The 20,714-nt window shown below is 56.5% G+C and carries 17 protein-coding genes; 9 read left to right on the plus strand and 8 right to left on the minus strand.

The features are described from left to right. Positions 1 to 37 precede the first annotated feature (37 nt). Positions 38 to 1,114 carry an LPS export ABC transporter permease LptG gene (lptG, locus tag HHI26_RS08365; protein ID WP_171148907.1) on the minus strand — a complete coding sequence of 359 codons (1,077 nt, stop codon included), beginning with the start codon at positions 1,112 to 1,114 and terminating at the stop codon, positions 38 to 40. Beyond that, entirely contained in the window at positions 1,114 to 2,214 is a 1,101-nt protein-coding gene (gene lptF, locus HHI26_RS08370) for an LPS export ABC transporter permease LptF (RefSeq protein ID WP_159337326.1), read from the minus strand. Before lptF ends, lptG begins: the two co-directional genes overlap by 1 nt. A 256-nt stretch (positions 2,215 to 2,470) precedes the next feature. Here lptF and pepA point away from each other — a divergent pair, with 256 nt between their 5' ends. From pepA to HHI26_RS08385, 3 genes are all read left to right on the plus strand, one after another. Beyond that, positions 2,471 to 3,979, plus strand: a complete 1,509-nt coding sequence (gene pepA, locus HHI26_RS08375) for a leucyl aminopeptidase (protein ID WP_133843979.1) — start codon at positions 2,471 to 2,473, stop codon at positions 3,977 to 3,979. A gap of 134 nt (positions 3,980 to 4,113) precedes the next feature. Then, a complete protein-coding gene (locus HHI26_RS08380; RefSeq protein WP_133843981.1) occupies positions 4,114 to 4,569 on the plus strand; it encodes a DNA polymerase III subunit chi in 456 nt (151 codons plus the stop codon). A 5-nt stretch (positions 4,570 to 4,574) separates the two neighbouring features. Next, complete coding sequence (locus HHI26_RS08385) at positions 4,575 to 7,430, plus strand: valine--tRNA ligase (protein WP_171148908.1); 2,856 nt, start codon at positions 4,575 to 4,577, stop codon at positions 7,428 to 7,430. 260 nt (positions 7,431 to 7,690) lie between these two features. Here HHI26_RS08385 and HHI26_RS08390 read toward each other — a convergent pair whose 3' ends face one another. Together HHI26_RS08390 and HHI26_RS08395 are read right to left on the minus strand one after the other, a co-directional pair. Continuing rightward, positions 7,691 to 8,707: a M48 family metallopeptidase gene (locus HHI26_RS08390; protein ID WP_171148909.1), complete on the minus strand. Its 1,017-nt coding sequence runs from the start codon at positions 8,705 to 8,707 to the stop codon at positions 7,691 to 7,693. A 2-nt stretch (positions 8,708 to 8,709) separates the two neighbouring features. Then, positions 8,710 to 9,897 carry a DUF898 family protein gene (locus tag HHI26_RS08395; protein ID WP_171148910.1) on the minus strand — a complete coding sequence of 396 codons (1,188 nt, stop codon included), beginning with the start codon at positions 9,895 to 9,897 and terminating at the stop codon, positions 8,710 to 8,712. 220 nt (positions 9,898 to 10,117) lie between these two features. Here HHI26_RS08395 and HHI26_RS08400 point away from each other — a divergent pair, with 220 nt between their 5' ends. Next, on the plus strand, positions 10,118 to 10,621 hold the full coding sequence (locus tag HHI26_RS08400) for a GNAT family N-acetyltransferase (RefSeq protein WP_133843989.1): 504 nt from the start codon (positions 10,118 to 10,120) through the stop codon (positions 10,619 to 10,621). Positions 10,622 to 10,687: 66 nt separating this feature from the next. Here the strand turns inward: HHI26_RS08400 and miaE are convergent, their stop codons facing one another. After that, on the minus strand, positions 10,688 to 11,452 hold the full coding sequence (miaE, locus tag HHI26_RS08405) for a tRNA isopentenyl-2-thiomethyl-A-37 hydroxylase MiaE (protein WP_133843991.1): 765 nt from the start codon (positions 11,450 to 11,452) through the stop codon (positions 10,688 to 10,690). Between the two features lie 55 nt (positions 11,453 to 11,507). After that, positions 11,508 to 11,936: a ribonuclease E inhibitor RraB gene (gene rraB / locus HHI26_RS08410; RefSeq protein ID WP_133843993.1), complete on the minus strand. Its 429-nt coding sequence runs from the start codon at positions 11,934 to 11,936 to the stop codon at positions 11,508 to 11,510. A 157-nt stretch (positions 11,937 to 12,093) separates the two neighbouring features. Between rraB and argF the strand changes: the two genes are divergently transcribed. From argF to ridA, 5 genes are all read left to right on the plus strand, one after another. Then, entirely contained in the window at positions 12,094 to 13,104 is a 1,011-nt protein-coding gene (gene argF / locus HHI26_RS08415) for an ornithine carbamoyltransferase (RefSeq protein ID WP_133843995.1), read from the plus strand. A 90-nt stretch (positions 13,105 to 13,194) separates the two neighbouring features. Beyond that, a complete protein-coding gene (locus tag HHI26_RS08420) occupies positions 13,195 to 13,389 on the plus strand; it encodes a hypothetical protein (RefSeq protein WP_133843997.1) in 195 nt (64 codons plus the stop codon). A 20-nt stretch (positions 13,390 to 13,409) separates the two neighbouring features. Beyond that, on the plus strand, positions 13,410 to 14,345 hold the full coding sequence (gene pyrB, locus HHI26_RS08425; protein WP_133843999.1) for an aspartate carbamoyltransferase: 936 nt from the start codon (positions 13,410 to 13,412) through the stop codon (positions 14,343 to 14,345). Positions 14,346 to 14,357: 12 nt separating this feature from the next. Next, the gene (gene pyrI, locus HHI26_RS08430) at positions 14,358 to 14,822 is read left to right on the plus strand and encodes an aspartate carbamoyltransferase regulatory subunit (protein WP_133844002.1); all 465 of its coding nucleotides are present in this window, start codon (positions 14,358 to 14,360) and stop codon (positions 14,820 to 14,822) included. 218 nt (positions 14,823 to 15,040) lie between these two features. Beyond that, the gene (gene ridA / locus HHI26_RS08435; protein ID WP_133844004.1) at positions 15,041 to 15,427 is read left to right on the plus strand and encodes a 2-iminobutanoate/2-iminopropanoate deaminase; all 387 of its coding nucleotides are present in this window, start codon (positions 15,041 to 15,043) and stop codon (positions 15,425 to 15,427) included. Positions 15,428 to 15,475: 48 nt separating this feature from the next. On the opposite strand, the gene HHI26_RS08440 is transcribed toward ridA, so the two are convergent. Then, complete coding sequence (locus HHI26_RS08440) at positions 15,476 to 17,848, minus strand: family 20 glycosylhydrolase (RefSeq protein ID WP_171148911.1); 2,373 nt, start codon at positions 17,846 to 17,848, stop codon at positions 15,476 to 15,478. A gap of 130 nt (positions 17,849 to 17,978) precedes the next feature. After that, entirely contained in the window at positions 17,979 to 20,531 is a 2,553-nt protein-coding gene (locus HHI26_RS08445; RefSeq protein ID WP_171148912.1) for a DEAD/DEAH box helicase, read from the minus strand. Positions 20,532 to 20,714 lie beyond the last annotated feature (183 nt).

Below are 20,714 nucleotides of genomic sequence, written 5' to 3' on the forward strand. Positions count from 1 at the left end.
AAAAAGTCCGCCTTCGGGATAGGCCGGAGCCCCCTGATTACCGCCGCTTCAGCAGCATAAACACACTGATCGCAAAGAACGCGGCACTCGGCAGCAGCGCGCCCAGCAATGGCGGAATGTTATACACCAGGCTCAACGGCCCAAAGATCTGGTCCAGCACGTAGAACAGGAAGCCAAAACTGATCCCGGTGACCACACGCATCCCCATCGACACGCTGCGCAGCGGACCAAAGATAAACGACAGGGCCATCAGCATCATCACCGCCACCGACAGCGGCTGGAAGATCTTGCTCCACATGTTCAGCTCATAGCGGCCAGACACCTGCCCACTCTGCTTCAGATACTTCGTATAGTTATACAGCCCGGTGATCGACAGCGCCGTTGGGTCCAGCGCCACCACACCCAGCTTGTCCGGGGTCAGGGTGGTTTTCCATTCGCCACTCAGCGTCTGGGTGCCTTTCACCTGCTGCGGGTCCGTCAGGTCGGACTGATCCACCTGCGCCAGCTCCCACAGTTTTTTCTCCGCGCTGTACTGCGCAGAGGCGGCATAGCGCACGGTTTGCAAACGGCGCTCTTTGTTAAAGCTGTAAATACTGATGCCCGCCAGCTGGTTGTCGCCGCGAATACGTTCGATAAAGATAAAGTTATCGCCGTCTTTCGCCCACAGCCCGCTCTGCGTGGAGAGCAGCGAACCGCCCACCAGTTGCTGCGCACGGTAGTTACGCGCCATCTGCTCACCCTGCGGGGCCACAAACTCACCAATGGCCATGGTCAGCAGCACCAGCGGGATCGCGGTTTTCATCACCGAAGCGGCAATCTGCATACGGGTAAAACCGGAAGCCTGCATCACCACCAGCTCGCTGCGCTGGGCCAGCGTACCTAAGCCCAGCAGTGCCCCAAGCAGCGCGGCCATCGGGAAGAAGATCTCAATATCTTTCGGCACACTCAGCAGGGTATACAGCCCGGCACCGAGCGCGGTGTATTCGCCCTGCCCGGTTTTACGCAGCTGATCGACAAATTTGATGATGCCGGAGAGCGACACCAGCATAAACAGCGTCGCCATAATCGTATTGAAAATCGTTTTACCGATATATTTGTCAAGAACGCCAAACATCAGACCGATCCTCCGCGAGTGAAACGCGCGCGCAGTCGGCGCATTGGCACCGTATCCCACGCATTCAGCAGTACGGCCAGCGCCAGATACCCGAGGTTAACCCCCCACATCCACAGAGCCGGATCGAGGCGCCCCTTATTACCGCTGGAGCGCAGCGAACTTTGCAGCAGGAAGAACACCAGATAGAGCAGCATCGCTGGCAGCATCGACAGCACGCGTCCCTGACGCGGGTTGACCACGCTGAGCGGCACCACCATCAGCGCCATGATCAGCACCGAGAACACCAGCGTCAGTCGCCAGTGCAACTCACTGCGGAAATCAGGTTTATCAGAGTGCCACAGCTCGCCGAAGCTCATCTGCTCAGAGTCATTCGGGTCAAGGGTAGCGGTCTGATGGCCGACAATCGCCTGATAATTTTTGAAGTCAGTAATGCGGAAGTCACGCAGCAGCGCAGTGCCTTCGAAACGGGTGCCGCTGTCGAGCGTCACCACCTGCGAACCGTCTTTACGCTGTTCCATATGTCCATGGTCAGCGACCACCACGGACGGCCGGGCATTGCCTTTCGGCCGCAACTGCGCGAGGAAAACATTGCCAAAATTGTTGCCTTTGACGTTTTCGATAAACAGCACAGATTGACCATCGCCAGACTGCTGGAACTGACCGGCGGCCAGCGCCGCGGCACCCGGGTTCGCTTTCGCGTTCTGCATCACTTCACTTTGATAACGAGAAGACCACGGCCCCATCCAGCCGACGTTGACCGCGGCAACCAATGCCGTGAACAACATCAGGATCATCGCCGCCTTCACCAGCACGCTCTTGCCTAAACCACAGGCGTGCATCACGGTGATCTCACTCTCGGTGTATAATCGGCCAAGCGTCATCAAAATGGCTAAAAAGAGGCTTAACGGCAGGATCAGCTGTGCCATCTCGGGCACGCCAAGGCCCAATAAGGTCAGCACTAAATTTGTAGGAATTTCGCCATCCACCGCGGCTCCCAGTATCCTGACTAACTTCTGACAAAAGAAGATCAGCAGCAGGATGAACAGGATAGCCAGCTGGCTTTTGAGCATTTCCCGAACCAGATATCTAATAATGATCACGCTGAGTACGCCTGTGAAAACTTGTCTTTTTGCAGGAAAATCGCTAGTTTCATCGCTTATACGCCATTTATTCTCATCAATGGCCCATGTCACTACTAAAATAGTATGACAACAACCGCGTTCTGGTGATGCAAAAAAAAATAATCCTCACCAAAACCCAATCTGACAACAGCGTTATGCGACAGCGCTATACGTTACGAAAGCGGTCTATTCTAGCCGCAGCAAGCGCCGTTGTCTTTAAGATTCAGGAGAGTGCATGGAGTTCAGTGTAAAAAGCGGTAGCCCGGAAAAACAGCGCAGTGCCTGTATTGTGGTGGGCGTGTTTGAACCGCGCCGGTTGTCACCGATTGCTGAACAGCTGGATAAAATCAGCGATGGATACATTAGCGCCCTGCTGCGCCGTGGTGAACTGGAAGGAAAAGTCGGCCAGACTCTGCTGCTGCATCATGTGCCGAACATTCTCTCTGAACGTATCTTGCTGATTGGTTGTGGCAAGGAGCGTGAGCTGGATGAGCGTCAGTACAAGCAGGTCATTCAAAAGACCATTAACACGCTGAATGACACCGGATCGATGGAAGCCGTCTGCTTCCTCACCGAGCTGCACGTCAAAGGGCGCAACACCTACTGGAAAGTACGCCAGGCGGTAGAAACGTCAAAAGAGACGCTGTACAGCTTCGACCAGTTGAAAAGCAACAAGGTTGAGCCGCGTCGTCCGCTGCGCAAGCTGGTGTTCAACGTGCCGACGCGCCGCGAACTGACCAGCGGTGAACGTGCGATTCAGCACGGTCTGGCGGTGGCTGCGGGCGTTAAGGCCGCGAAAGATCTCGGCAATATGCCACCGAACATCTGTAACGCCGCTTATCTGGCGTCACAGGCGCGCCAGCTGGCGGATACCTGGGCCAACATCACCACCCGCGTCATCGGCGAACAGCAGATGAAAGAGCTGGGGATGAACGCCTATCTTGCCGTCGGGGCCGGTTCGCAGAACGAATCCCTGATGTCGGTGATCGAGTACAAAGGCAACCCGGATAAAGAAGCACGTCCCATCGTGCTGGTCGGGAAAGGCGTGACCTTTGATACCGGCGGTATCTCGCTCAAGCCGGGCGAAGCGATGGACGAAATGAAGTACGATATGTGCGGGGCGGCCTCAGTGTATGGCGTCATGCGCATGGTTGCTGAGCTGGGTCTGCCGCTGAACGTGGTGGGCGTGCTGGCGGGCTGTGAAAACATGCCGGGTGGCCGCGCTTACCGTCCAGGTGACGTGCTGACCACCATGTCAGGCCAGACCGTAGAAGTACTGAACACGGATGCGGAAGGTCGACTGGTTCTGTGCGATGCCCTGACCTATGTTGAGCGCTTTGACCCGGATGTGGTTATCGACGTGGCTACGCTGACCGGAGCCTGCGTGATTGCGCTGGGCCACCATATCAGCGGCCTGCTGTCGAACCACAACCCGCTGGCGCATGAGCTGATTGGTGCTTCAGAACAGGCAGGCGATCGCGCATGGCGTCTGCCGATGGCGGATGAATATCAGGAGCAGCTGGATTCCAATTTTGCCGATATGGCAAACATTGGCGGCCGCCCGGGTGGTGCCATCACCGCAGCCTGCTTCCTGGCGCGCTTCACGCGTAAGTACAACTGGGCACATCTTGATGTGGCCGGAACCGCCTGGCGTTCAGGAAAGGCCAAAGGCGCGACCGGTCGTCCGGTTGCCCTGCTGTCTCAGTTCCTGTTGAACCGCGCAGGTCTGAACGGCGACGATTAAACCGACGGTAACAGGTGCCTGCAGGGTGCCTCGTTCGGGTCAGGCATGCCTGACCCCTGCGACACCGCCATCGTATTTGTAGGGGCCAGCTATGCCTGGCCCCTGCGGATCTGACCAACCCAACTGGCATCATTATGAAAAACGCAACTTTCTATCTGCTGGAAACCGATACCCCGGTTGACGGGCTGAGCGCTCATGAAGCGCTGGTCTGCGATCTGGCTGAGGCCCGCTGGCGTGACGGGAAACGCGTGCTGATTGCCTGTGAAGACGAAGCGCAGGCCATCCGGCTGGATGAAGCCCTGTGGCAACGCCCGGCAAATGCCTTCGTGCCGCATAATCTGGCCGGAGAAGGCCCAAAGTATGGTGCCCCGGTCGAGCTGGCCTGGCCACAACGTCGCGGTAATTCACCGCGCGACCTGCTGATCAGCCTGCTGCCGCAGTTTGCAGATTTTGCCACCGCTTTCTATGAAGTGGTAGACTTCGTCCCCTATGAACCATCTTTGAAACAGCTGGCGCGCGACCGCTATAAAGCTTATCGCAGCGTTGGATTCCACTTGAATACGGCAACGCCCCCTTTGCCTAAGACATAGCAGACATGGAAAAGACATATAACCCGCAAGATATCGAGCAGCCGCTTTACGAGCACTGGGAACAACAGGGCTACTTTAAACCGCATGGCGACACCAGCCAGGAAAGCTTCTGCATCATGATCCCGCCGCCGAATGTAACCGGTAGCTTGCATATGGGTCACGCCTTCCAGCAGACCATCATGGACACCATGATCCGCTACCAGCGCATGCAGGGTAAAAACACCCTGTGGCAAGCAGGGACCGACCACGCGGGCATCGCCACGCAGATGGTGGTAGAGCGTAAGATCGCCGCGGAAGAAGGCAAAACTCGTAAAGATTACGGCCGCGATGCGTTCATCGAAAAAATCTGGCAGTGGAAAGCCGAATCCGGCGGCACCATTACCCGCCAGATGCGTCGTCTGGGCAACTCCGTGGACTGGGAGCGTGAGCGCTTCACCATGGATGAAGGCCTGTCGAATGCCGTGAAAGAGGTGTTCGTTCGCCTGCACAAAGAGAACCTGATCTACCGTGGCAAGCGCCTGGTGAACTGGGACCCTAAACTGCGCACCGCCATCTCTGACCTGGAAGTGGAAAACCGCGAGTCAAAAGGCTCCATGTGGCACATCCGCTATCCGCTGGCCGATGGGGTGAAAACCGCTGACGGTAAAGATTATCTGGTGGTCGCCACCACGCGTCCGGAAACCGTACTCGGTGATACCGGCGTGGCGGTCAATCCTGAAGATCCGCGTTATAAAGATCTGATCGGCAAGTTCCTCGTGCTGCCGCTGGTCGGTCGCCGTATTCCGATCGTCGGTGATGAACACGCTGACATGGAGAAAGGCACCGGCTGCGTGAAGATCACCCCGGCGCACGACTTCAACGACTACGAAGTGGGACGTCGCCACAAGCTGCCGATGATCAACATCATGACCTTCGATGGCGACATCCGTGAAACAGCCCAGGTGTATGACACCAACGGCGAAGAGTCTGATGCCTGCGATCCGACCATTCCGGCTGAATTCCAGAAGCTTGAACGCTTTGCGGCGCGTAAAGCGATCGTGGCAGCGATTGATGCCCTCGGCCTGCTGGATGAGATCAAACCCCACGACCTGACCGTGCCTTATGGCGATCGCGGCGGTGTGGTGATCGAGCCCATGCTGACCGATCAGTGGTACGTGCGCACGGCCCCGCTGGCGAAAGTGGCGGTAGAAGCGGTGGAACAGGGAGAGATCCAGTTCGTACCGAAGCAGTATGAAAACATGTACTTCTCGTGGATGCGTGATATCCAGGACTGGTGCATCTCGCGTCAGCTGTGGTGGGGTCACCGTATCCCGGCCTGGTATGATGCCGAAGGGAACGTCTACGTGGCGCGCAGCGAAGAAGAAGTGCGCGCCGAGAACAATCTGGGTGCCGATGTGGTGCTGACCCAGGACGAAGACGTGCTGGATACCTGGTTCTCTTCCGGGCTGTGGACTTTCTCCACCCTGGGCTGGCCGGAGAACACCGAAGCGCTGCGCACCTTCCACCCGACCAGCGTGCTGGTCAGCGGCTTCGACATCATCTTCTTCTGGATTGCCCGCATGATCATGCTGACCATGCACTTCATCAAAGATGAAGACGGCAAACCGCAGGTGCCGTTCAAAACCGTGTATATGACGGGTCTGATCCGTGACGACGAAGGGCAGAAAATGTCCAAGTCCAAAGGCAACGTGATCGACCCACTGGATATGGTTGACGGTATCTCGCTGGAAGATCTGCTGGAGAAACGCACCGGCAACATGATGCAGCCGCAGCTGGCGGAGAAAATCCGTAAGCGCACCGAGAAGCAGTTCCCGAACGGTATTGAGCCGCACGGCACCGATGCTCTGCGCTTCACCCTGGCGGCGCTGGCCTCAACCGGCCGCGACATCAACTGGGATATGAAGCGCCTGGAAGGTTACCGCAACTTCTGTAACAAGCTGTGGAACGCCAGCCGCTTTGTGCTGATGAATACCGAAGAGCACGACTGCGGTTTCAACGGCGGCGAGCTGGAACTGTCGCTGGCGGACCGCTGGATCCTCGCGGAATTCAACGAAACGGTGAAAGCCTATCGTGCAGCGCTGGACAGCTATCGCTTCGATATCGCCGCTAACATTCTGTATGAGTTCACCTGGAACCAGTTCTGCGACTGGTATCTGGAGCTGGCTAAGCCGGTGATGAACGGCGGTTCTGAGGCTCAGCTGCGCGGTACGCGCAACACGCTGGTTACGGTACTGGAAGCCCTGCTGCGTCTGGCGCATCCGATTATTCCGTTTATCACTGAAACCATCTGGCAGCAGGTGAAAGTGCTGAAAAACATCAGCGACGACACCATCATGCTGCAACCGATGCCGGAATTCAGCGAAAGCCGTGTTGATGTGGCGGCGATGACCGACACCGAGTGGATGAAGCAGGCGATCGTCGCGGTGCGTAACATTCGCAACGAGATGAATATCTCCCCATCCAAGCCGCTGGATGTGCTGCTGCGTGGCGCCAGTGCCGATGTGGTGCGTCGTGTTAACGACAACCATAACTTCCTCAAAACCCTGGCGCGTCTTGAAACGCTTGAGCTGCTGCCAGCGGGCGAGAAAGGCCCGGTTTCCGTCACCAAACTGGTTGACGGTGCTGAGCTGCTGATCCCGATGGCTGACCTGGTGGATAAAGCGGCGGAGCTGGAGCGTCTGGTGAAGGAAGTGGCTAAGCTGGAGGTGGAGATGGAAAAAATCACCGCTAAGCTGGGCAATGAAGGGTTTGTGGCGCGCGCACCGGAAGCCGTCGTGGCGAAAGAGCGTGAACGTCTGGCAGACTTTGAGCAGGCGAAGATCAAACTGATTGAGCAGCAAGCGGTGATTGCCGCGCTGTAATGGTGAAGGGAGGGGCATGCCCCTCCCCTACAATATCAATCCCTGTGGGGCGGCATGCCCTGCCCTACAACATCAATCACTGTGGGGGCGGCGTGCCCTGCCCTACAACACCGTTCCCTGTAGGGGCCAGGCATGCCTGGCCCTTTTTATTGCATGCCGAGTTGACGGGAGGGGCATGCCCCTCCCCTACAATACCGTTCCCCGTAGGGGCCAGGCATGCCTGGCCCTTTTTTATTGCGTGCCTCGCCTTTCTGACAGATTTACTCCGCCGCCTGAATGGCTTTGATGCGCGCAGGCATATCCGGATGGGTACTCATCCATTCCGGCAGATTAATCCCACTGCTCTCCTTCTCTGCGGACTGTTCAAGCTGCCGGTAGATCTCAGACATCGCTGCCAGAGAACGCCCCTGCGCCTTCATCTGCACAATGGCATACTCATCGGCCTCACGCTCCATGCTGCGTGAGAACTGAAGCTGATCGACAAACGCCGCCGACTGTAACAGCGTGTCACCAATCCCGCTGACATCGCCGGTCAGCCAGAGATAGCTCAGCGACACCAGCGACGAACGCACCAGCATACGCATCACATGACGATGCTGATGGTGCCCTATCTCATGCAGCATCACCGCGACAATCGCATCGTCACTTTTCGCCATCCGCACCAGGTCATCGCTGACGATCAGCGTACCGTCTGCCAGCATAAAGGCGTTCGGCCCCCCGGCGAAATGCATGATCTTCAGCCGCAGCGGCGTCGGGTCATCTTTCATCTCTGCCGGAATACTGTCACGGAACAGCCGGTTGATACGCTGCTGTTGCTCTTCCGTCAGGCGTCCAACGCTGAAGCCGGTATGCTGTAGCAGAGTGAAGGTTTGCTGGCCGACCTGGCGCTCAACGTACGCGGGAATATGCTGCGCCAGCACACGGCTGGTCACGGGCAGGATCACCCAGATGTAGAACGCAATGGCGGCCAGCGTGGCCAGCAAAGTAACAACGACACCCCGGCGATGCTGTTCCAGCCGGTGAACGAGGCCTGGACGACGACGCTGCTGCCACCACTCGCGGAACGCCGCATCATCATCCGGGACAAAGCGCCCGCCGTCCGGGAAGGAGATCGTCAGCGGGATGGTCCCGAGCGCGTCAGAGACCGTCACATCGTTCAACATCAGGAGCTGCCGGTGCGTGCCCTGATCCAGCGTCACATGCTGTTCCGCTAATGTGAGACGGGCAGCCTCGCGAGCTGCCCGTCCAGGGTACTGATAAAAACCGTTCAGCTGCAAGGTCAGATGCCAGCGTTCAGATCGAATGCGGAAACAACTTCTTCTGCTACGGCGGTGCCGGCAGTGTCATGGTGCGCCTGCACGTCCAGCAGAGAGATATCGCCTTCCAGCGCCGTGCTGTTCGCCATATAGCGTGCCAGACGAACTTCAGCAATTGGCGTCCCCAGACCCAGGGTGAAAATCACAATCAGGGTATTGGTCAGCGTCAGGCCTAAGAATGATCCTGTAGACATAGTTGACTTAAGGCGGAGTTTTTCACCTAATTGAGTCTGGCCAAACACGCAATTACGCTGTGCCACGACTAAATAAGCAGAAGAAACTAAACCACCGAAAAGTAATATTAAGAAGGTCAGGAAGATATTAAACAGCTGACCATTCATCTGGCTGCCCAGAATTTCAGGATCGGTGATGCCCATTGCCATGGCATAGAAAATCGAGACAAACAGAGAACCAATCAACATTCCCGCGATGATCAGGAATGGCAGCATAATCAGGAAACTGATTAACACCATTTTGATGAACGCTTTTTTGCTCAGTTCGGCTTTAAATGGCAGCGAACCGTAGGACATGTTGTTGATATACAGATCGTGGTTCAGTGCAGCAACGGTGCCCTGCACTGCCGCCAGACCAGCCAGGAACAGCACAAATGCCAGGATGCCAACGGTCAGAGCAGCGCTGATGCTGCCACTGTTCGCGGCTAACATACCGATCACACCAACGACCAGATAGAGCGCCAGCACCAGCAATACCGGGCACAGGAACATGGTCCAGTAAGCACGGCCCACGCGGCAAAGGTAGTTAAAACGCACACCACGGAAGCTGCTCATCAGCGCGTTGTAACGCCAACTGCGGATGACAATCCACGGTATTAACGCGAAGAACGCCAGCGCGAATACCAGTGAGATTCCCGGCATGGCTGAAGAGAGGATAAAGAACAGCACCAGGCCCACGAAGACAATAATACGGCCTTTCAAGATATCAATGGGACGAGCGTGGTAATCAAAGCGATCGCCCGCAATTTCGGTATTGCCATAGAAATAGCGACGGCGACGGACGGTGGCCCAGGCAGAATAAATACCCAATGTGATCATGGTCAGCAGTGCATTGACCAGCCAGATAGAGAAATATTCACCAGAACGACCGTGAAACAGCACCGCATGACGCTGCTGATTCGAGGTATTGTTTTCCATTTGTTTTTCTTCCTGAAATAGAAATAGACTGCTGGGAAGCAGAAAATAAAAGCGTAATAAATAGCCGCGCTATTTAAGCATGGCATTGGAAACCCGACAATAAATAATTATCATTTAGATAACATACTCAGAGACGTTAACCCCTGATGCACAGACATTGCATCCGCACGCTGGCAGTGTTATTACACTACCTGCAACCGACAGACCATGAGCGAAATGTATGACAACCGCAATTCAGACAACCCTGCGCGTGCGCCCGATCGTTCCCGCTGACAACCCGCATATTGCTGCGGTGATCCGCACCGTATCGGCAGAATTTGGCCTGACGGCAGATAAAGGCTATACCGTTTCGGACCCTAATCTTGACCATCTCTATGAAGTCTATAGTGAAGAGAACTGTGCTTTCTGGGTGGTCGAAGTGGAAGGAAAGGTGGTGGGTGGCGGTGGCATCGCGCCACTGGCGAGCAGCGATGCGGATGTCTGTGAACTGCAGAAAATGTATTTTATGCCGTCGGTGCGTGGCCTCGGGCTGGCACGCCGTCTGGCCATTCAGGCGATGGACTATGCCCGCCAGCAGGGCTTTAAACGTTGCTATCTGGAAACTACCGCGTCACTGACGCGCGCCATTCGCCTGTATGAACATCTCGGTTTTGAGCATATCGATGGCCCGATGGGCTCCACCGGTCATGTGGATTGCGAAGTGACGATGCTGAAAACCCTTTAACCGCGGCGGACGGCCCCTGCAGGGGCCGTTCGTGTGTTCCAATCGGCCCTTTTATCCGCTCGCCTCTCAGGCGAAGTTCGGAACGCCACTGTGAAAACGCAGCTGGTTGTCCGGTTCCATGATCAGACGCGCTTCCGTTTCCCCGATTTTACGCACCCGCACGCTGATATCCGTCGGTGAGATCAGTGCAGCCAGCGCCAGGTAATCCTGATAGTGTCGCGCCTCTGAGCGCAGCAGCGAAATATAAAACCCCGCCAGTTCATCATCAAGATACGGTGCCAGACTGGCAAAACGCTCGCAGGATCGCGCTTCGATATAGGCTCCGCAGATCAGTTTATCCACCAGCGTTTGCGGTTCATGCGTGATGATCTCGCGGATTAACCCTTTGGCATAGCGGCTGGCGGTGATGCGCATATAGGGAATACCACGCGCCTGCATAATCTCCAGCACCTGATAGAAATGGTGCAGCTCTTCTTTGATCAGCAGCACCATCTTATCCACCAGCTCATCGCCATAAGGCACCTCTTCACGGCTGATAATGGTTTTTGACAGACCTTTATGCTGTTCGAGGAAAGCAAGATCGGCCTGATCGTTGTGAACAAACTGTTCCCAGGGTTTCAGCCACGCCAGCAGGGCATCGCCACTGGCTTTGTCCGCAACATATTTACGGATCAGCCACATGGCGGTCTGGGCTGCTTTCAGCTCACATACCAGATGGTCGGTCAGTAACAGAGGAAGATGTTGCGGCTGACGGGCTTCGTCAATCCAGGCTTGAGGCGTACGGCAGTGCAGGAAATCGAGGACAGGGGCCAGCAGGTGTTCGGTATTCATTTGCTCAACGTCATGAAATGGCCGGGCATGCCCGGCCAGAATTTACAGGGGAGAATCAGTGGCGGATGCCGTTATCTTCGCCGTCGATGGCTTCGTCATCTTCATCGCCTTCGTCGTCATCCTGCGCGTCCGGATCTTCGAAGTAGGTGCCCCAGCCGTCGTAGTCAACGTTGAACTTGCCCGCCACATCGATCAGCTGCTCAACCTGCGCGTCGATCAGTTCAGCGTTCAGCGCGCCTTCGCTGAGAATATCGCAGCACATCACTTTGGTGCCATCTTCCAGATCCAGCTCTTCCGGCTCAGTGACTTCGTAACCCAGCTTAAAAGCTTCCACGGCCGCTTTCTCCAGCGCATCGAAGCTGTCGCAAGAGAAATGATGCTCAATGGTGTACAGCGCGTCCGGGTCACTGCCATCATCCAGCAGTTCTTCAATAATCAGCCGCGTTTCTTCACGCTGCTCTTCCAACAATGCTTCATTAGCCATGATCGCTTCCTCATTAAGGCGTTATTTCGCGTATTTTCCCACAGTGCCCTCTGCGCCACTACCTTTAAAAGCAAGTTTCTGCTCTTCGGGGTTGAAAGTGAATATTAATACGGTTAAATTGAATTTTAATTCATTAAAGATCATCCCGGAGTGCTTTATGAGTCAGTTATATCAACGTCACTTCCTCAGGCTGCTCGATTTCACCCCCGCTGAAATCAACGGCTTACTGGCGCTGGCGTCCACGTTGAAGACCGATAAAAAAAATGGCGAAGAAATTCAGCATCTGAAAGGTAAAAATATCGCGCTCATCTTCGAAAAAGACTCGACCCGCACCCGATGCTCTTTCGAAGTTGCCGCATACGATCAGGGCGCGAACGTCACCTGGATTGGCCCGAGCGGCAGCCAGATCGGCCATAAAGAGTCGATGAAAGACACCGCCCGCGTGCTGGGCCGGATGTACCACGGTATTCAATATCGCGGCCACGGCCAGGTGCTGGTGGAATCCCTGGCCGAACACGCTGGTGTGCCGGTGTGGAACGGGCTGACCAACGAGTTTCATCCCACCCAGTTGCTGGCGGACCTGCTCACCATGCAGGAACACCTGCCGGAGAAAGCCTTCAGTCAGATGACGCTGACCTACGTCGGCGATACCCATAATAATATGGGCAATACTCTGCTGGAGGCGGCGGCGCTGACAGGCCTGGATCTGCGCCTGGTGGCACCGAAAAGCTGCTGGCCGGATGCGGGGCTGGTTGCTGAATGCCGCAGCGTGGCAGAAAAAACCGGCGGAAAAATCACCCTGACAGAAGATATTGCGCAAGGCGTGCTGGGCGCGGACTTCATTTACACCGACGTCTGGGTATCCATGGGTGAGCCAAAAGAGGTATGGCACGAACGTATTGCCCTGCTGCGCCCTTATCAGGTGAACATGGCGATGCTTGAGGCGACCGGGAACCCGCAGGTGAAGTTCCTGCACTGCCTGCCTGCGTTCCACGATGACCAGACCACGCTGGGCCAGCAGATGGCGCAGCAGTACGATCTGCACGGCGGCATGGAAGTCACCGATGAGGTGTTTGAATCATCGCACAGCGTGGTGTTTGACCAGGCAGAAAACCGTCTGCACACCATCAAAGCAGTGATGGTGGCCACGCTGGCACAATTGGGGTAACTCACCCCAGGCAAACGATTACGTTACGCGTTTTTCGCTTGCTGCAAACGGATGAATGCGTATAATGCACCCCGTTTGCCGGGAGGATGCATGAAACTGAATTGCGTTAATCAAGCCGTACTGAATCGCCTTTCTACAGGCGGGCAGCACCGTTTTTCCTCCCGTTGCATGACCGATCATCAAGAAAAGCCCCTCATTGAGGGGCTTTTTTTTGCCCGTATTTTAATGCAAAAACGTTGCGCTATAGCACTCATGAGGCAGCCGACACCGCTGCATCATGAATGATAACGGCAAAAGGAGTGGAAATGGCTAACCCCCTATATCACAAACACATTATTTCAATTAACGATCTCAACCGTGAAGAGCTGGAGCTGGTATTGCGTACCGCGGCCAGCCTGAAGGCGAACCCACAGCCTGAGCTGCTGAAGCACAACGTGATTGCCAGCTGCTTCTTTGAAGCGTCCACCCGCACCCGCCTCTCGTTTGAAACGGCGATGCATCGTCTTGGCGCGTCCGTGGTCGGGTTTGCCGATGGCAGCAACACCTCGCTGGGCAAGAAAGGGGAAACCCTCGCCGATACCATCTCCGTGATTGGCACCTATGTGGATGCGATTGTCATGCGTCATCCGCAGGAAGGCGCCGCGCGTCTGGCAACCGAGTTTTCCGGCGGCGTGCCGATCCTGAACGCGGGCGATGGCGCCAATCAGCATCCGACTCAGACGCTGCTCGATCTGTTTACCTTGCAGGAAACGCAGGGCCGTCTGAATAACCTCAGCGTGGCGATGGTCGGTGATTTGAAATATGGCCGCACCGTACATTCACTGACCCAGGCGCTGGCGAAGTTTGAAGGCAATCGTTTTTACTTTATTGCGCCTGATGCACTGGCGATGCCGGCTTACATCACCGATATGCTCGACGAAAAAGGCATTGTCTGGACACGTCATGACAGCATTGAAGAAGTGGTGCCGCAGGTGGACATTCTGTATATGACCCGCGTACAGAAAGAGCGTCTTGATCCGTCGGAATACGCTAACGTCAAAGCCCAGTTTATTCTGCGCGCCAGCGATCTGGTGGGCGCACGCGAGAATATGAAAGTTCTGCACCCGCTGCCGCGTATTGACGAAATCGACACGGATGTCGATCACACGCCGCACGCCTGGTATTTCCAGCAGGCAGGTAACGGTATCTACGCACGCCAGGCACTTCTGGCGCTGGTACTGAACAGCGAACCGGTTCTTTAAGGGGATAAGCACATGACACACGATAATAAATTACAGGTTGAAGCGATTAAACGCGGCACGGTGATCGACCATATCCCGGCTCAGATTGGCTTTAAGCTGCTCTCCCTGTTCCGCCTGACGGAAACCGACCAGCGCATTACCATTGGCCTGAATCTGCCCTCGGGTGAGCTGGGCCGCAAAGACCTGATCAAGATTGAGAACACCTTCCTGACCGACGATCAGATCAACCAGCTGGCGGTGTATGCACCGCACGCAACGGTGAACCGCATTGATGATTACAACGTGGTGGCGAAGAGCTCCCCGACGTTGCCAGACCGGATTGAACGCGTGCTGACCTGCCCGAACAGCAACTGCATCAGCCGTTCTGAACCGGTGCATTCCAGCTTCGCGGTGAAACAGCGCCAGGATGAGCTGCACCTGAAATGTAAATACTGCGAGAAAGAGTTCGCGCACCATGTGGTGATGGCAAACGGTTAATGCCGTTGCATTTGGTCCGTTGCGTGGGCAGGATGTGACACGCGCCGGGTCAAACAGAGAGGCGAGGCATGCCTCGCCCCTACGGGGGTATCACCGTTGCTGTCGGGCCTCGCTCTTACGGAATATCACTGTACCTGTAGGGGCCGGGCATGCCCGGCCCGGGCAAAAATGATACGCTGTACCCCTATCCTCACCATCGCACACATTCAGGAGAAACTATGTCACGCGAAATCAGTACGGAAAACGCCCCCGCCGCTATCGGCCCTTATGTTCAGGGTGTGGATCTCGGCAGCATGATCTTCACGTCAGGCCAAATCCCGGTCGATCCGAAAACCGGTGCTGTGGCGGACGATATTGCCGCTCAGGCACGCCAGTCACTGGAAAATGTGAAAGCGATTGTTGAGGCCGCGGGTTTGAAAGTGGGTGATATCGTTAAAACTACCGTGTTCGTGAAAGATCTGAATGACTTCGCCACGGTGAATGCCACCTACGAAGCCTTCTTCACTGAGCACCAGGCCAGCTTCCCGGCACGTTCGTGTGTGGAAGTGGCGCGTCTGCCAAAAGATGTGAACATCGAAATCGAAGCGATCGCTGTACGTCGTTAAGCGAACGTCGTAAATCGTTGTACGGGTCGATCAACGATCGACCCGCCGTTATTTCCCGTTGCGCAATAATTTCTCCACCGGATACACCAGCGCAATCACCACTTCATCCTGGCTGAACGCTGCCTGATCCAGCCGCTGATGCATCTTCGCCACTTCACGAGCGCCAAAAGTTTGTTCCTTTTCCATGGCATCCAGCAGTGACAGCCCCATCTGACTGATCTCTGCCACCTGCCCTGCCACCGGCAGCAGCGGCCGTAGCTGCGGGTTCTGCGCCAGCACCGGCTCTACCAGCGGAATATTGTGCTGCCACTGCAGAAGCTGACGGCGGATCGCCTGCGCCGCCTGTCGGTCACCCCGATTGGCGATCAGCGCGTCCACCTGCTGATCCAGCTCACGCACTTTGTTGCTTTCAGATGGCAGTACATCGGCCAGCCGGTTCAGCGGTTCAGCCTGCGTGTAATGCCCGGCCTGATATTTCAGATGCTGTCGGGTATAGAATTGCGCAGGCTCCAGCGCTTCAGCGAAGATTTGCAGCGGCACCGTGTCACTACTGTTGGCCAGACGCATCATCTGCAACTGCGTCTCCGCGTGCTGTTGCAGACCCACCGACACGGCGGACCAGCTATCAACCGCTGCCAGGCGCTGATACATATTCTTCTCATCCGTCACATCAGAGGCCGACCACAGCCGCTCTGCCACCACAAATGCCCGCGGCCACAAACGGACGTCAATCACGTTCTCATCGACGATTTCGCTCCACAGCGCCGCTTCCCCGCCCAGCAGGTTATTTCGCAACTGGGCATCATCCGGCAGTACCGGTTTTATACCCTGCGGAGGCTGCGGCAGCCTGCTGCCCACAGTGGGATAGCGCACGTTACCGATGCGCCAGTAGCCGCTCATGTTGTCGCCCGCCAGGGTGAGCACTGGACGAAGCTCGCCCATCCAGCTGTCGACACGGAAGGTAAACTGGGTGGGCGACAGCCAGCGGATCTCCCGCACCATACGCCGCGAGCGCCCTTCGAAATCAATAAATCCGCGCCATCCACCAACGGCATCAATCAGCGTAAAGCTGCCTGTAAGCGGCTTACCCTTAAGACGTGGCAGCGTAAATTGCCAGCTCTGTGCTGTTTCGCCCTCTTTGATCCGATCGGCATCGTTCAGTCCCTGCGGCCAGACTTCATTGCGATAATGGAACGCCGCAGGCTGGGCCTGATCGAGATAGAAGCCGGTAGAAAGGATGCCGCGATAGTTGTTTTTTGCCACTTCACCCAGCGCATCCGGTCCGCGCCAGGATTGGATCAGAATGCTGCGCGGCAGATCGGGATGATAGATTTCATCCCAGCCGATCATCTGTCGCTGGTGTTTTTCCAGGATCTTCTCCACCCGTTGATTGAAATATGCCTGCAGTGCATGACTGTCTTTCAACCCTTTCTGCTGCATAAACTGAGCGATAGCCTCAGAGTTATCCCACTGGCTGGGATCCACTTCATCGCCACCAATATGCAGATAAGGATCGGGGAAGATGGCGGCCACCTCGCCCACCAGCGTATCAATAAACTGATAAACCTGTTCGCGGGACGGATCGAGCAGCGGTTTAAAGACGCCCCAGCCACGTTCCATTTGATAAGGCCCCGGTGCCGCGATCAGTTCAGGCATCGCCACCGCCAGTGCCGAAGCGTGCCCCGGAAAGTCAATTTCCGGCACCACACGCACGCCACGATGGGCGGCATAGCTGACGATATCGCGCATCTGCTGCGGGCTGTACCACAGTCCGTCGCTGGCTTTTTCCTGCAACTGTGGGAAATGACTGGAACCAAAACGCCAGCCCTGGTCGTCGGTCAGGTGCCAGTGGAAGACGTTCATACGCGCAGCGGCGATGCCATCAATCTGGCGTTTCAGCGTCTCAATGGGCATAAAGTGGCGGGCAGAATCAATCAGGATCCCGCGCCACGGAAAGCGCGGGTGGTCATTAATCGTCACCAGGGGCACCGTGCTGTTATGCACCAGTTGCAGCAGCGTTTCCATGCCGCGCATCGCGCCAAAACGGGTGGCTGCATCCAGTGTGATGCCGTCGGCGCTGACCACCAGCCGGTAGCTCTCATCGCTGTCCGGTTGAGGAATAGCGGCAACCTGTCGGGCGATACGGATCTGTAATGACGTGGCACTGGCGGAAATCGGCAGATCAGGGTTACCGGTCTGACGCGCCAGGCGTTGCTGCCAGCGCGGGATTGCCTCGTGCAGGTTATCGCCCTTAACCTGAATCGCCAGCGGCATGGTCAGGGCCAGATTTCCCCTACCCTCTGGCTGCTCTACCTGCTGCGGCCAGGGCATCAGCGGGAGTTTCCCTGCCGGGTCGGCAGCCACAGTGAATGGCAGAAACAGGGAACAGGCAAGCAACAGCGGGCGCAGTGACCATGGCATATCAGGGCATCCTTTTTTTGTGATGACCTCATAAAACATAATTCGCGTGTTACATCAAGTTACATCTCACGAAACGAATTCCATAAGGCGCAGGCGCCGTTAACGTTTTGATGCTATCCGGGCGGTGATGTCAGGAGAACAGTGCCGCCAGATCGTCCTGACTGAAACTGGAGGGTTCACTCAGCTCGTCGTCGAGGATCTCTCCGGCCAGCTCGGCTTTTTGCTGCTGCATCGCGACGATCTTCTCTTCAATGGTATCGGCCGCGATCAGCTTATACACAAAGACCGGTTTATCCTGCCCGAGGCGATAAGCGCGATCGGTGGCCTGATTTTCAGCCGCCGGGTTCCACCAGGGATCGTAGTGGATCACCGTGTCGGCCGCCGTCAGGTTCAGCCCAACTCCGCCCGCTTTAAGGCTGATCAGAAACACCGGGACTTCGCCCTGCTGAAAACGCCGTACCGGCTCAGTGCGATCGCGGGTGCTGCCCGTCAGGATGACATAAGGAATGCGCGCTTTCTGTAACTCTTCGGCGATGATGCCCAGCATGGTGGTGAACTGCGAGAAGATCAGGATGCGCCGATCTTCTGCCAGCAGGTCATGCAGCATCTCGCGCAGCAGCGCCAGCTTGGCAGAGTGTTTCACCCGCTCGGCGCGCGGATCGGACATCAGACGCGGATCGCAGCAGATTTGGCGCAGTTTTAGCAGGGCATCCAGCACCAGCAGATGGCTGCGTCCCGGCCCCTGCTGCTGCATCGCTAACTGTACGCGGTCCTGCATGGCGGCACGCACCTGGTCATACAGTTCTCGTTGCGCACCGTCCAGAGGCACGCTGCGCACAATGGTATTTTTCGGCGGCAGCTCTTTGGCGACCTCCTGTTTACGGCGGCGCAGCATAAACGGCCGTACGCGCTTCGCCAGCAGCTCACGCCTGACTTTATCGCCATTGCGTTCTACCGGAATACGCCAGTTCTGGGTGAAGTCGCGTTCGCTGCCGAGGAAGCCCGGCAGCAGGAAATCAAACTGCGACCACAGCTCCCCGAGGTGATTTTCCAGCGGGGTTCCGGTCAGGCAGAGACGATGCCGCGTCTTCAGGGTGCGGATTACCGAGGCGGCACGTGAGGCGCTGTTCTTCACGTACTGCGCTTCATCGAGGATCAGCAGATGATAATAGTGCGCCACCAGCTGCGGCTGATCGCGCCACAGCAGTGAATAGGTGGTGATGACCACGTCGTACTGTTCCATCTGATCGTAAAAGTCTTTGCGCTGCGGCCCGGTCAGCGCCAGTACTCGCAGATCGGGGGCAAAGCGCCGTGCTTCACAGCACCAGTTATGGACCAGCGTGGTCGGCACCACGATCAGTGCAGGACGATCGAGGCGCCCGGCTTCTTTTTCCAGCAGCAGGTGGGCCAGCGTCTGAATCGTTTTTCCCAGCCCCATATCATCGGCCAGTATGCCCGCCAGCTGATGCTCACGCAGGAACTGCATCCAGTTAACGCCCTGCTGCTGATAATCGCGCAGGGTGGCCTGCAAGCCAACAGGCGGGGCAATGGCCTGCACGCCGCTGTGCCCGTTCAATCGTTCTGCCAGCTGATGGACCGCGTTGTCACCGTCAAATATCCAGCGGTTACGATCGCCAGGTTCGCTGAGACGCCCGATATCCCAGGCGGCCAGTCGCAGCGGTTGATGCGCGCCAAACAGATCAATCAGATTGCCCACCAGCGGCTTTAGCTGACCCGCGCGAAACAGCAATCGCTGATTCTTGTCGTCACGCATCTCAATCTGTTCGTCATCATCAATCAGACGCAGATTGCCGGACATCCAGCGGCGGTCACGCTCAAACAACTTCGCCAGCAGCGGCTCCAGGCGCACGCGTCGGCGGCCAATTTTCATCGCCAGCTCAAGATCGAACCAGCCGTCCTCGCCCTGTACTGCGCGCCCTTCAATCGCATCAACGTCCGAGACGTTCCAGGTGAAATCATCATCCATGCTGATGCGCCAGCCGCGTTTGCGCAGCGCAGGCAGGCCTTTTTTAATGAAATCACGCCACTGCGGCGGCGATGCCGGGGCGAAGATCGCCGGGGGCAACGGAGCAGGCGTATAAATATGCCCGGCGGGGATGGCATTCAGCCCGACCGTGTCGATCTGCGCCAGCCAGGACTGCTCCTCTTCCGTATGGCGCTGAACGTGGTAGCGCAGACCATTCCTGTCGGTAAAGTTCTCCGCCCGGCTTCCTGCATCAACGTTCACGCCTGCGTAGTCAAAGCTGACGGAGGCAAAATCGAGGCGCTTCTGGCGATGACCATAATGACCATAGCCGCTGATAAATTTGGCACGTGATTGCAGTTGCAGCACCGGGACAGGCACTGCCTCAATGGTTTTGAGGACCACTGCCGCTGTTGGCTGGCGGGGTTGCAGGTTCGCCAGCATCAGCGCCGCGACATGCTTACAGTTATTTTTTACAGCACAGCTGCACTCCCCGCTGGCCAGCAACCTGCCCTGGGGACGACTGAAATGCACGATCACGCTGAAAGGTTCCGCTTTACGTCCCGGCACCTCGCCGGTCAGCAAATTATTTTGCCACTGCAGATTCTGTACGCTGGCGACCAGATCGCGCGCCCGGGCCACGGTACGTGCACCGAGCCAGCGAATGACCTGTTTTTCGTTATAAGCGACAGACGACATCAGACAGTATCCCTGAGAGACCAGAGCAAAATGGATTTCGCTCTATGGCAACCGGCAATAGTAGTGATTCCTTTGGGTTGAATGCAACCGCCACAGCACACCTTGATGGCAAAAAATAGCGTATAACCACACAAAACCTTAACCGACGTTGACCATCGCTTATCTTTGCTGCGCTGCTGTCAG

The organism is Erwinia sp. JH02 (assembly GCF_013074405.1).
GTDB lineage: Bacteria > Pseudomonadota > Gammaproteobacteria > Enterobacterales > Enterobacteriaceae > Erwinia > Erwinia rhapontici.